Origin of the sequence: Arachnia propionica, assembly GCF_003859805.1 — a bacterium.
Taxonomy (GTDB): domain Bacteria; phylum Actinomycetota; class Actinomycetes; order Propionibacteriales; family Propionibacteriaceae; genus Arachnia; species Arachnia propionica_C.
Genome location: NZ_RQZG01000005.1, coordinates 140,139 through 153,004 on the forward strand (window position 1 = coordinate 140,139; position 12,866 = coordinate 153,004).

Genomic DNA, 12,866 nt, shown 5'->3' on the forward strand with positions numbered 1-12,866 from the left:
TGCCTCAGGAGCAGTGATGCTGCCGAGGGTGGACGGATGAGGGCGGCACCCCCACCGAACACTGGCCGATCCTCGTCGGCCTCAACGCGGTCGGCTGAGGGTCAGCCGACGCCCAGGATCTGGCGGACCTGTTCGCGCAGGGTCGTCAGGCGGGTGGCTGCGGCGAACCGGGCTGCCGAGCCGATCTGGGTGCGGTCCTTCGGCAGGCACACCTCCAGGTAGCACTTCAGCTTCGGTTCGGTTCCGGACGGGCGGACGATCACCCGGACCGCGTCGCTGACGAGCATGACCGCGTTCGTCGGCGGCAGGTCGGGGGAGCCCTCCGCGAGGTCAAGGAACACCACCGGCACCCCGAGAAGGGTGGCGGGGGGCGCCTGACGGAGACGATCCACCGCCGCCGAGATGAGGCTGAGGTCCTCGAACCGCAGGGACAGCTGGGCCGTGGCGAACAGGCCCAGTTCGGCCGCCAGCTCATCGAGCCGATCCGCCAGGGTCAGCCCGCGCGCCTTGAGGGTGGCGGCCAGTTCCAGGACCATGAGGGCGGCGGACAGGCCGTCCTTGTCGGGGACCCGGTCCGAGTCGCAGCAGTAGCCGATGGCCTCCTCGTAACCGAAGGCCAGATCCGGCACCCTGCCGATCCACTTGAAACCGGTGAGGGTGGTGACGTGACGCCGTTCCCGCAGCTGGGCGAGCTTCTCCAGGCCCCGGGAGGACACCACCGAGTTCGCCAGCACCCCGGGGGCGCCGCGGGCGATCATGTGGTCGCCCAGCAGGAGCCCCAGCTCGTCCCCGGTCAGCATGCGCCATCCGCCGTCGACGACCGCCGCCACGGCGCACCGGTCGGCGTCAGGATCGTTCGCGATGACGACATCGGCACCCACCTCGGCGGCGCGTGCCAGTGCCAGGTCGATCGCCCCCGCCTCCTCGGGATTGGGGAAGGCCACCGTCGGAAAGGCCGGATCCGGCTCCGCCTGCTCCGCAACCTCCGTCGGCGCCGCGAACCCGGCCGCCGCGCTCAGGCGTCGCATCGCGTGGGCGCCCACCCCGTGCATCGCGGTGTGCACCCACGACAACTTGCGCGGGCTCGTCGAGGGCACCAGCCTCGCCGTCTGGTCGATGTAGGCGTCGAGCAGTTCCTCGCCGAGGACACCGTACTCATCGGAGCGGGGCAGATCGGCCAGCGAGTCGATGGTGTGGGCGGCGATGCAGGTCGCCATCTCGGAATCCGTCGGCGGGATGATCTGGGAGCCGTCCCCCAGGTACACCTTGTAGCCGTTGTCCGCGGCCGGGTTGTGGGAGGCCGTGACGACGATGCCCGCCACGCACCCGTGGTGCCGGATCCCGAACGCCACGACCGGGGTCGGGGTCGGGGAGCCGGTCAGCAGGACCTCGAACCCCGCCCCGGCGAGGATCGTCGCCGACTCCGTCGCGAAGTCCCGCGACTTGCGCCGGGCGTCGAAACCGATGATGACCCGCTGCCCGGCATGACCGTGCTGGTTCAGCCAGTCGCCGATCCCGGCGGCCGCCTGGGCCACCACCACCCGGTTCATCCGGTTCGGGCCGGGCCCCATCCGCCCCCTCAGCCCGGCGGTGCCGAACTCCAGGGGACCGCGGAAGGCATCGGCCAGTTCTGCCCGGGCACCGTCGTCGAGCAGCTGCTGCAGCTCGGAGCGGGTGTCGGGGTCGGGGTCGATGGTCAGCCACGCGCGGGCCGCGCCCTCCGCGCTCACAGCACACCCACGATCCCGGCCAGCAGGCTGGCCAGTCGGGGACCCGCGTCGCGCCCGGTCTGCAGCACCTCTGTGTGGTCCAGGTCGGCATCGCCCATCCCGGCGGCGGCATTGGTCACCAGCGACAGCCCCAGCACCTCCAGGCCCGCTTCCCGGGCCGCGATGGTCTCGAGGGCCGTGGACATGCCCACCAGGTCACCACCCAGGATGCCCGCCATCCTCACCTCCGCGGGGGTCTCGTACTGCGGTCCTCGGAACTGGACGTAGACCCCCTCCGGCAGCTCGGGGTCGACGGTGTGGGCCAGGTCCCGCAGTCGCCTCGAGTAGGCCTGGGACAGATCCACGAAGGTGGCCCCGACCAGTGGGGTGTCGCCGGTGAGGTTGATGTGGTCCTTCAGCAGCACCACGGTGCCCGGCACCCAGGCCGGGTTCAGGCCACCGCAGCCATTGGTGAGCACCAGCGTCGTGGCCCCCCATGCCGCGGCGGTGCGGACCCCGTGGACGACCGGGGCGACCCCGCGGCCCTCGTAGTAGTGGGTTCGTCCCGTCAGCACCGCCGCGACCTTCCCGCTGGTGGTGCGGCGCAACAGCAGTTTGCCGCCGTGCCCACTGACGACGGGGCGGCTGAAACCGGGTACCGCACCCAGCTCGATCTCCCCGATCGCCTCGCCCAGCTGCTCGGCACCGCTGGACCAGCCGGACCCGAGCACCAGGGCGATGTCGATGTGGTCGGTCTCGAAGCGATCCTTCAGGAAGGCGGCGGCGTCACTGGCGAGTTGCTTGGCGTTGTCTGTCATGCGTTCAGCCTACTGGGGAGACCCCGGATGTGGGTCGCAACCACGAGGCCGCACCAGCTGCGACGACATGTCGCAACGATGCGCGGCGACGAGACATGGTGTGCCAAGATGAACGCGTGGCAAAGGTTGCGATCATCGGCGGAGGTCCGGGTGGCTACGAGGCCGCCCTCGTGGCAGCACAGCTGGGTGGGGAGGTGACCCTCATCGAACGTGACGGGCTGGGTGGGGCGGCGGTGCTCACCGACTGCGTGCCCTCCAAGACCCTCATCGCGGCCGCCGAGGTGATGAGCACGATGGAGCGGGCCGGAAACCTGGGGCTGCACTTCCCGGGCAACGACGCCACCAATGTCGTCGAGGTGAACCTGGCCGAGCTGAACCATCGGGTGCGCAACCTGGCCACCGCGCAGTCCCGCGACATCGCGGGTCGACTCACCCACGAGGGGGTCACACTGCTCCGCGGCACGGCCCGTCTCGACGGCCGCACCACCGTCGTCGTGCAGGAGGGGAAGAGCGAGCAACGGCTCGAGGCCGATGTCATCCTGGTGGCCACCGGGACCACCCCTCGCGAACTGCCGGATGCTCCCTGTGACGGCCACCGGGTGCTCAACTGGAAACAGCTCTACGACCTCGTCGAACTGCCGAGCCGTCTCATCGTCGTGGGTTCCGGCGTCACCGGCGCGGAGTTCGCCTCGGCCTACGATGCGCTGGGCGCCGAGGTGGTGCTGGTCAGTTCCCGCGACCAGGTGCTACCCGGTGAGGATCCCGATGCCGCTCACGTGCTGCAGCGTGCCTTCACCGACCGCGGCATGGAGGTGATGAGCCGGTCCCGCGCCGTGGCGGCCCGCACCGAGGGCGACGGCGTCGTGGTGACCCTCGCGGATGGTCGCGAGGTGCACGGTTCACACTGCCTCATGGCGGTGGGTTCCGTGCCGAACACCCACGGGCTCGGCCTGGGCGAGGTCGGGGTGGAGCTGACCGCGTCGGGCCACGTCGTCGTCGACAAGGTCTCCCGCACCTCGGTGCGCAACATCTACGCCGCCGGGGACGTCACCGGGGTCTTCGCGCTGGCCTCGGTCGCCGCGATGCAGGGACGCATCGCCATGTACCACTGCCTCGGCGACGCCGTCGCCCCACTGAACCTGCGCAACGTCTCGGCCAACGTGTTCACCTCACCCGAGATCGCCACCGTCGGGGTCACGCAGCGGCAGGTGGATGCAGGCTCCGTCCGGGTGGCCTCCGTGCTGCTGCCCCTGGCCTCCAATCCCCGCGCCAAGATGCAGGGTTTCACCGATGGTTTCGTCAAGCTGTTCTGCCTGCCCACCACGGGCATCATCATCGGTGGGGTGGTCGTGGCCCCCAACGCCTCGGAGCTGATCCACTCGGTGTCGGTGGCGGTTCGGACCCGGGTCACCGTCGATGAGTTCAGTTCCAGCTTCACCGTCTATCCGTCGCTGTCCGGTTCGCTGGCCGAGGCCTCACGTCGTCTCCACACGCACCATGCGGACATGGACAGCTTCTGAGATCAGCGGCGCAGCCACTTCCTGGCCTGGGCGATCCGTTCGGCCACCTGCTCGGTGGTGGCCTGGGCCAGGGGAGGGCCACCACATTCCCGCCGCAGGTCGGCGTGGACGTGGCTGTGGGGGCGCTGCTCGATGCGGGCCAACTGACTGACCAGGGAGTTGAGCTCCTTGCGCTGGGTGGCGAGCGCCCGGTGGAGCGGCACCTCGGGCTGTGACTTCGGGTCCTTGCGTTCTCGACGGCGGATCTGGCGGCGCTGCCGCTCGGCCAGCAGCACGCTCACCTGGTCGGGCTCCAGCAGTCCGGGCAGCCCCAGGTAGTCCAGCTCGTCCTGGCTGGTCGGTTCCGCGTGCATCCCGAAGGCCTGGGAGTCGAACAGCACGTGGTCGAAGGTGGCCTGGGAGTCCAGGGCCTCGAACTCCCCCAGCAGGTCGTCGGTTGCTCCTTCGCTGCGGTTCGCCGCCTCGATCAGGGCCTCGGTCTCGGCCCACAGGTCCCCCTCCTCGGTCTTGGGACGGCCCAGCACGTGGTCGCGCTGCCGCTCCAGCGTGGCGGCGTGGGCCAGCAGGATCGGCACGGTCGGCAGGAAGACGGTGGCCACCTCGCCGCGACGGCGGGAACGCACGAACCGTCCCACCGCCTGGGCGAAGAACAGTGGGGTGGAGGTGGAGGTGGCGTAGACCCCGACCGCCAGCCGGGGCACGTCCACTCCCTCGGAGACCATCCGCACCGCCACCATCCAGCGGTCCTCGGAGGCCGAGAACTCCTCGATCCGCTTCCCCGCCGACGCGTCGTCGGAGAGGATCACCGTCGGTGTGGTGCCGGTGATCTCGGTGAGCAGTCTGGCGTAGGCGCGGGCGACGGTCTGGTTCGTCGCTATCACCAGGCCTCCGGCGTCGGGCAGGGTGCGGCGCACCTGGGTCAGCCGTTGGTCGGCGGCCCGCAGCACGGCTGGGATCCACTCCCCGGTGGGGGACAGGGCGGTGCGCCAGGCGTGGGCGGTCAGGTCCTTGGTGAGCATCGAGCCGAGGTCGGCGTCCAGCACCTCACCGGAGCGCATCCGCCACCTCATCTGGCCGCCGTAGTTCATGAACACCACGGGGCGCACCACGTGGTCGGCCAGGGCCTCCTTGTAGCCGTAGGTGTAGTCGGCCCGGGAGGTCTTGACCCCGGAGGCCGACTCCTCGTAGGTGACGAACGGGATGGGGTTGTCATCGGAACGGAACGGGGTGCCGGTCAGCGCCAGACGACGGGTCGCCGCGCTGAAGGCCTGCTTGATGCCATCGCCCCAGCTCTTCGCGTCGCCCGCGTGGTGGAGCTCGTCGAAGATCACCAGGGTCTTCACGTCATGGCACAGGGCCTCGTAGGCGTGGGCCCGGACCGTCACCCCGGCGTAGGTGACCACGGAGCCGTCGAACTGCTTGGACCGACCCCGCCGGGTGCCCCCGTTGCCTGGGTCGAGGTGGATGCCGACCCGGGCGGCGGCATCCGCCCACTGTGTCTTCAGGTGCTCGGTGGGGGTCACCACGACGATGCGGCGCACCGTGCGGGTGTGCAGCAGCTGGTGGGCCACCCTGAGCGCGAAGGTGGTCTTGCCGGCCCCCGGTGTGGCCACGCACAGGAAATCGCGGGGCTGGTCCCGCTCGTAGAGCTCCAGGGCCGCCACCTGCCAGGCGCGCAGGCTCTGCGCAGTCCCCCAGGCGGCGCGCTGCGGGTAGGCGGGGGACAGGTGTTCGAAGGCGGAGGAGGACATACGGCCAGCAAGAGTACCCGAGGTCCTGGGCTCCTGGTGGCACCCACGGCGGTCAGTCGTCGAGCAGCCCCATGAACAGGGAGAGACCGCCGAACAGCAGTGCCCCCTTGACCATGCCGTCCACCATCTGGCCGCCGCCCATGTAGGGCTCGTAATAGCCACGGGCGTAGGCGGCGTGGCCCTGGTCCTGCCAGTAGGGCACCGCCTGGTAGCCCTGCTGCACCATGCGGATGTGCGGGGCGGCACCCGAGGTCACCCGGGCCGCGTCCAAGGCGCAGGCCGGGACCTCGCGCGCGGTCCCGCCGTCGGGGGTCCACATCACGTTGCGGGTGGACGGGCCGTGCGACGGGTCGAAGAAACAGGGGGGACGACGCTCCGGCATCGGCTCACCACGTGCCCCGGACCGCACACAGGCCATGGCGTAGCGTCCCTCCTCCAGGATGTGGGCCACCGCCGTGGCGTCCGAGGCCAGCTGGGCCATGTTCATGGCCTGCTTGGCGTTCTCGTAGGCATCCAGCGCCTCGGCGTACCTGGCCTGGGCCTCCTTGTCGAGGTCGTACCCGACGACGTCCAGGTCCAGCTCCCGCAGTTCGTCACCGAACCGGGTGATGTCGGCGTCCAGGGAGGCCCGGGCAGCATCGGTCATCCGGGGCTCCAGGCCCGGGGCAGGGTACCCAGTGGCGGCCAGCTGCTGGGGAGCGCCACCCCCGCCGAGCATGCGGTGACCCCGCATCGCGAAGAACACCAACGCGAGCAGGATCATCATGAAGAAGAAACCGCTGGACACCCGACATCACTCCTGAAAACTCTGTCTGTCCTCGATGATACGCAGCGGGTCCAACCTGTTGCCCGCACGGGGTGACCGCAGGGGAACAGTCCTACTTCTTCCAGCGTTGCACATCCGGGCTGAGCAGGAGGAAGATGGTGGTCCCGGCGAGGCCGGCCCCGATGATGAGCCCCAGCACCACACTCGGGTTTGCCAGGGTGTCCGCCGTGATCTCGATGACCAGGCTGAGGATGACCAGGGCGGCCTGGGCGCAGGCAGCCGCCAACAACACACCGTGCCCCTTGCCCTTGAGGAAGGTGATCCCGCTGACCAGGAGCGCCACTGCCGCGACCAGCGTGCCGTAGCCGTTGATGTTGGTCAGGGCAATCACCAACTCCGGGTTCTTCAGGTTGACGATCACCTCGCCACTTTGGAGCACCGCCGTCGTGACGATGAGCAGGATTGCCTTGATGAGGCCGAGACTGCCACTGATGATGCCGAGCACCCCGGCTCCGGTCGCGCCTCCCGGACGTTGCGGTTTCACCGGGGGAGTCATCTGCCAGTGACCCTGGGGTGGGGGGCCGCCGTACTGGGCGTGCCCGTACGGGACCTGGCCCGGCTGCGGCTGCTGGGCGGGTTGCATGCCAGGGGGGTGATGCTCGTTCATGAGGGACCTTTCTGCGCTGATGTCACACCTGGTGCAAGGCTACTTCAGGAACACATCCCTGTGCAGGGGCGGCAACGACCCGGCTCCGGGAACGCCTCGTAGCATGGTCCGGGGAGAAGGAGCACGGCACATGACCATCCGGGTGAGACCGTTTCGGGAGCTGAGCACAGATGAGCTCTACGAGATCGCACAGCTGCGAGAACTCGTCTTCCATCTGGAGCAACGGATCACCGTGGCCGATCTCGACGACCTCGACCGGGCCCGGGACACCCGGCACTGGTGGGTCGCCGGTCCGGCAGGGATCGTCGCATACGCCCGATCGGTGCGCCTGGCCACGCCTGAGCACGGAGCGGTCGCCAGTTTCGGACGGGTCGCGGTGCGGGCCGCCCGTCGGGGAGAAGGGCTGGCCACAGGGCTCGTCACCGCGATCCTCGAGCAGTTCCGGGACGAACCGGTGGTCATCCACTCACAGCGCGATGTCGTGGGCCTCTACGAACGGTTCGGCTTCCGCGCCGTCGGTGAGGAGTTCCTCGAGGCAGGCATCCCGCACCGGAGCATGATCCGCCCCGTGTGAGATAGGTTGTCGCTGCGGAAAGGAGCACGATGCGGATCGGCACGGTGGTGCGCTCATCCCTGACGGTTGGACTCATCGGTTTCGGGGGAGGTGCAGTGCTCATCCCCGTGCTGCACCGGCAGTTCGTGGAACGCGGCCACGTCGTCGACGAGGCCACCTTCGGCACCCACACCGTCGTGACCAACCTCACCCCCGGGGCCTTCCCCGTCAAGATGGCCGCCCTGGCCGGGGTGGGCACCGGGGTGATGGCGAGCACACTCGCCGCATTCGCGATGGGACTGCCGGGGGCACTGCTCGCCCTGCTCATCCTCCTGGCCTTCACCTGGCTGGGGGAGGCCGCGATCCGATGGATCGAGTACGCGGCCTTCGGCGTCTCACTGTTCATCCTCCTGGTCGTGGCCGGTTACGTCATCGGGGTGATCCGCAGGAGCGGACGCGCCAGGACCTTCATCGGGCTCACCCTGGTGTGTTTCCTCGCCACTGGCGCAGGACGACTGTTCACACTGATCGCCCGGCTCCTCGGGGCCGAGGTCAGCATCGAGGCACCCCATCTGACGACCTTCCAGCTCATCGTCGTCGCCCTGGCCGCCATCGGGATCACCGCCTGGCGGGCACGACGTCACGACCCGGAGGCACCCCCGAGACAGCAGACCACGGAACCAGGCAGCCTCACCACGGCATCCGTGCTGACGGGGATCAGCCTGGGTTGCCTCGTGGCAGGAGCACTCCTCATCCCCGGCGGCTTGCGGTTCATGGGACTCGTGGTGGCCTCGACGCTGTCCTCCTTCGGCGGTGGGGCCGCCTACATCGCCGTCGCCGACGGCTTCTTCGTGGTCCCCGGTCTGGTCGATGCCGACGTCTTCTACCACCAGCTCGTCCCGATCGCGAACGCCCTGCCCGGACCGATCCTGGTCAAGCTCGTCTCCGGCATGGGGTATGCCACCGGCACCGCCGCGGGCGGGATCGGGACCGGTCTGGCCATGGCCGCACTCGCCTTCGCGGCGGCCATCAGCGCCTGCGCCGCCGTCGCCCTGTTCGTCATGGCGTTCTTCGACCGGATCAAGGAGTCCCGGTTCGCCACGGCACTCAGCCTCTGGATTCTGCCCGTGATCTGCGGCCTGCTGTGCACCACCTCCTGCTCCCTGTGGCTCGGTTGCATCGACACCGCCACCAGCGTCGGGGCACCGACGGCGACGGTGGCCTGGGCCGTTCCCCTCGGTGTGATGCTGCTCCAGGTGGTGCAACGACGCTTCCGGGCCAACGATGTCGCCCTGTTGCTGCTGGCCGGAACCACATCCACCCTGCTGCTCGCCCTGCTCGGATCAGGAGCCCCGGCATGACCCCGGAGATTCACGTCAGCGCCGTCATCCTCACCAATGCCGCAGGGCAGGTGCTCATGGTGCGCAAACGCGGCACCCAGCGCCTCCTCAACCCCGGTGGGAAACCGGAACCGGGAGAAACACCCGCACAGTGTGCTGCCAGGGAGCTGGACGAGGAACTGGGCCTGCACATCGCCCCGGAGGAACTCACCTGGCTGGGCCGGGTCCGCGCCGAGGCCGCCAACGAACCCGGCCACGTCGTGGTGGCCGACATCCTCCGCCACCCGGAGCCCCTGACAGAGCTACCCGAGCCCCGCGCCGAGATCGCTGAGGCCCGGTTCGTCGATCCGCGCATCGTGGAGGCGAACTGGTCCCCGCTGTTCACCCACCGCATCCGGCACCTGTTGTGAAAGGTCTCGGGGTGCCACGACAGCACCGTCGCAGGGAGACAGCCCGGATGCAGTGACAGCAGGTTGTGCAGGTGGGTGTGCCCAATCAATCAAACCTTCGGGGCAGAGGCATCTGTCCTTCTGCTCATTTCACTCAGGCGATGGGCGCGGTTCGACGATGGTGCCAGTGGCCCCACGACGACGCGACAACCAACGGGCCCCACAGCAGGATTGGTAGATAACACCAGACCATGATGACCAGCGGCCATCCCGAGACAAGACCGGCGTCAGGCCGACTGCCTTGAGCGATGGCAGCCACCATCGAGATGTTGAAGATCCAGGTCACCGCTACCCCACCCGCGGTGCCCAACACGAGGGGAAGGATCGGCGGAACCTGCCTCCCGAAGAGAGTGGTGCCCCACGGCCGCACCAACCCGACGGCAAGGTAGCCGGTCGCGAGTTGCATGACTGAGAGGCCAACGACGTAGGCGTAGCGGAGCGCCGGATCTCCTGCAAGCTCGAACTCGCGCAACTCGGCAGTCCCCGGGAGTAGCCCGATGATCATGAGCACCCGCCACAGCGCGGAGGGAATGACCGCAGCGAACGCACCGTAGGCGCACAGCCGGAGCCAACTCGGATATGGAGATGAATCCCCAGCAGACATGCTCCAATCGTAGGCGATGGTCGAGCGGAGGTTCAGGACGTGAATAACACCCTTGGGTGTGCTCTGGCGAAGCTGGGCTCTCACACCGGGTACGGAGCCAGAACCGCCGCGCACCCTCTCACCCGTCGAGACGGCTGAAGTCCAGGGTCCTCAGCACCAGCTCACCCGCCTCGTCGCACTCGTCCAGATCGACGGTGGCCAGTATCGACCAGTCCCGGTTGCCCGCCGGGTCGTCGAGAATCTGGCGTACCTCCCACAGCCTCCCACCCCGACGGGTCTCCACGACGAAGAAGGCAGGTCCCCTGGCATCTGAGCCCACCCCGATGTCCTCGTGCTCGTCCCAGTAGTCAGCCAGGGCGTCATCCCAGCGCTGCCTGGTCATCGGGTCCCCGCTGGTCAGTGCGGCCAGCGCATCCACGTCGTCATCGGCGCACAGTTCCACGCGACGCCACATCGCGTTGCGCACCATCACCCTGAAGGCCCGCTCATTACCGGTGACCGGACGGGCCGGGGCTGTCGTCTCGAGGCGCTGCTCGACGACCACCCCGGCCAGCTCGGCGAGCTCGTTCCACTCGTCCAGCAGCGAGGAGTCCACCAGCCGGGTGGAGGCCCCCAGCCAGTCGATCAGGTCGTTCAACTCCTCGGTGCGCAACGACTCGGGCACGGTCTGCCGAAGCGCCCGGTAGGCATCGGTCAGGTAGCGCAGCAGCAAGCCCTCGGTGCGCTGCAGCTTGTAGTGGGCGACGTACTCGCCGAAGGTCATCCCCTGCAGGTACATGTCACGCACCACCGACTTCGGGTTGACCGGGGTCTCTGCCAACCACGGGTGCAGGGCCGAGTACTCCAGGTGGGCCTGCTCCAGCAGCTCGGCCAACGGCTGCGGCCAGGTCACCTCCTCCAGCGCCTCCATCCGCTCCTCGTAGTCCCAGCCATCGGCCTTCATCTCGGCCACCGCCTCGCCCCGGGCCTTGAACTGCTGCGCCAGCAGCAACACCCTGGGGTCCTCCAGGGTGGATTCGATGACCGAGACCACATCCAGGGCGTACTCCGGGGAGGTGGGGTCCAAGGTGTCGATCACCGCCAGGGCGAAGGCCGACAGCGGCTGGTTCAAGGCGAAGTCCCGCTGCAGGTCGACGTTCAACTCGTGGCGTCGTCCACCCGGGGTGGGCTCGGCAAGCCGGGTCACCACACCGGCCCGGAGCAGGGAACGGCCCAGCTGCACCGCGCGACGCAGCAGCGCCCGCCTGGTCTTGCCCTCCACCTTGGTGGAATCCACCAGCCGGGCCACCGCGACGCTGGTCTCCTCGTCGCGCTGCAGCAGGTTGAGCAGCAGCGAATGACTGATCCGCATCCGGGCGTGCAACGACTCCGGGGTGGAATCCACCAGCTTGGTGAACGTCGCCTCCGTGTAGTTGACGAACCCCTCCGGCGGCTTCCTGCGCCTCACCGAGCGCAGCTTCTTCTCGTCCCCTGCGAACTTCGCCAGGATGCGGGCGTTCTCCACCTCGTGCTCCGGGGCCTGGGCGACGACGTTGCCCAGGGTGTCGAACCCTGCCCGTCCGGCCCGACCCGCGATCTGGTGGAACTCACGGCTGCGCAGCACCCGCGAGCGTCTCCCGTCGAACTTCGTCAACGCACTGAACAACACCGTGCGGATCGGGACGTTGATCCCCACCCCCAGGGTGTCGGTGCCGCAGATCACCGCCAGCAGGCCGCGCTGCGCCAGCTGCTCCACCAGCCGACGGTACCTCGGCAGCATCCCGGCGTGATGCACCCCGATCCCGCCGCGCAGCAGCTTGGCCAGGGTCTGCCCGAAGCCCCCGGCGAAGGGAAAACCCTGCAGCGCCTCCTTCAGCTCGGCGGGCACCGCGGCCGAGGCCTTGCGCACCACGCCCTGGCTCAGCAGCGCCGTCGCCTGATCCACCGCCGCACCCTGGGTGGCGTGGACGATGTAGACCGGGGCCTGGTGGGTCTCCACGATCTCGGCGATGGTTTCGTGGATCGGGGTGAGCGCCCACCGGTAGGTCAGGGGCACCGGCCGGCTGACCCCGCCGATGACCGCGGTCTCGCGTCCCGTCCGTCGTGTCAGGTCGGCCGCCAGCTCGGTGACATCGCCCAGGGTGGCCGACATGATGACGAACTGGGCCTGGGGCAGCTCCACGAGCGGTACCTGCCAGGCCCAGCCCCGTTCCGGTTCGGCCAGGAAGTGGAACTCATCCATCACGACCTGGGAGACCTCGGCCTCACGCCCCTCCCGGAGCGCCAGGTTGGCCAGGATCTCCGCGGTGCAGCAGATGATGGGAGCCTCCGGGTTGACCGAGGCATCCCCGGTCACCATGCCGACGTTGTCGGCACCGAAGGCATCGCACAGGGCGAAGAACTTCTCGTTCACCAAGGCCTTGATGGGGGCGGTGTAGTAGGTCCGTCCGCCCTCGGCGAAGGCCGCGAGGTGCGCCCCCAGGGCGATCAGTGACTTGCCCGACCCGGTCGGTGTGGTCACGATGGCGTGGTCCCCGGCCAGGATCGCCAACAGGGACTCCTCCTGGTGCGGGTACAGGGAGATCCCCTGCTCGGCGGTCCACGTGGTCAACGCGTCGAACAGGGCATCCGGGGTCGGCTCGGCAGGCATCAGGCTCGTCAGTCTCATCATCGCGCTCCCGATTCTCTCACCCCGAACCGGGCGGTGGGT

Annotated in this window: 11 protein-coding genes; 4 read left to right on the forward strand and 7 right to left on the reverse strand. The window is 69.0% G+C overall.

What is annotated here, in order from left to right; genetic code table 11:
* Nucleotides 1–101: 101 nt before the first annotated feature.
* Together EII34_RS06090 and EII34_RS06095 are read right to left on the reverse strand one after the other, a co-directional pair.
* On the reverse strand, nt 102–1,730 hold the full coding sequence (locus tag EII34_RS06090) for a phospho-sugar mutase (protein ID WP_124843968.1): 1,629 nt from the start codon (nt 1,728–1,730) through the stop codon (nt 102–104).
* On the reverse strand, nt 1,727–2,527 hold the full coding sequence (locus tag EII34_RS06095) for a purine-nucleoside phosphorylase (protein ID WP_124843970.1): 801 nt from the start codon (nt 2,525–2,527) through the stop codon (nt 1,727–1,729). The genes EII34_RS06090 and EII34_RS06095 overlap by 4 nt, the downstream gene beginning before the upstream one ends.
* A gap of 116 nt (nt 2,528–2,643) precedes the next feature.
* Between EII34_RS06095 and EII34_RS06100 the strand changes: the two genes are divergently transcribed.
* Nucleotides 2,644–4,047: an NAD(P)H-quinone dehydrogenase gene (locus EII34_RS06100; protein WP_221620212.1), complete on the forward strand. Its 1,404-nt coding sequence runs from the start codon at nt 2,644–2,646 to the stop codon at nt 4,045–4,047.
* Between the two features lie 2 nt (nt 4,048–4,049).
* Here the strand turns inward: EII34_RS06100 and EII34_RS06105 are convergent, their stop codons facing one another.
* The 3 genes from EII34_RS06105 to EII34_RS06115 form a co-directional block, all read right to left on the reverse strand.
* Nucleotides 4,050–5,798, reverse strand: coding sequence for a DEAD/DEAH box helicase (locus EII34_RS06105; RefSeq protein ID WP_124843974.1), 1,749 nt, complete (start codon nt 5,796–5,798; stop codon nt 4,050–4,052).
* Between the two features lie 52 nt (nt 5,799–5,850).
* On the reverse strand, nt 5,851–6,585 hold the full coding sequence (locus EII34_RS06110) for a hypothetical protein (RefSeq protein WP_124843976.1): 735 nt from the start codon (nt 6,583–6,585) through the stop codon (nt 5,851–5,853).
* A 91-nt stretch (nt 6,586–6,676) separates the two neighbouring features.
* Nucleotides 6,677–7,231: a hypothetical protein gene (locus EII34_RS06115; protein ID WP_124843978.1), complete on the reverse strand. Its 555-nt coding sequence runs from the start codon at nt 7,229–7,231 to the stop codon at nt 6,677–6,679.
* Nucleotides 7,232–7,361: 130 nt separating this feature from the next.
* Here EII34_RS06115 and EII34_RS06120 point away from each other — a divergent pair, with 130 nt between their 5' ends.
* Genes EII34_RS06120 through EII34_RS06130 form a run of 3 tightly spaced genes read left to right on the forward strand, consistent with a single transcriptional unit; the run spans nt 7,362 to nt 9,534 of the window.
* On the forward strand, nt 7,362–7,805 hold the full coding sequence (locus EII34_RS06120; RefSeq protein WP_185711204.1) for a GNAT family N-acetyltransferase: 444 nt from the start codon (nt 7,362–7,364) through the stop codon (nt 7,803–7,805).
* Nucleotides 7,806–7,834: 29 nt separating this feature from the next.
* Entirely contained in the window at nt 7,835–9,145 is a 1,311-nt protein-coding gene (locus EII34_RS06125; protein ID WP_124843982.1) for a chromate transporter, read from the forward strand.
* Entirely contained in the window at nt 9,142–9,534 is a 393-nt protein-coding gene (locus EII34_RS06130) for an NUDIX hydrolase (protein ID WP_124843984.1), read from the forward strand. Before EII34_RS06125 ends, EII34_RS06130 begins: the two co-directional genes overlap by 4 nt.
* Before the next feature lie 133 nt (nt 9,535–9,667).
* On the opposite strand, the gene EII34_RS06135 is transcribed toward EII34_RS06130, so the two are convergent.
* Both EII34_RS06135 and EII34_RS06140 read right to left on the reverse strand, forming a co-directional pair.
* Nucleotides 9,668–10,177, reverse strand: a complete 510-nt coding sequence (locus tag EII34_RS06135; RefSeq protein ID WP_124843986.1) for a hypothetical protein — start codon at nt 10,175–10,177, stop codon at nt 9,668–9,670.
* A 118-nt stretch (nt 10,178–10,295) separates the two neighbouring features.
* Complete coding sequence (locus tag EII34_RS06140) at nt 10,296–12,824, reverse strand: DEAD/DEAH box helicase (RefSeq protein WP_395858073.1); 2,529 nt, start codon at nt 12,822–12,824, stop codon at nt 10,296–10,298.
* Nucleotides 12,825–12,866 lie beyond the last annotated feature (42 nt).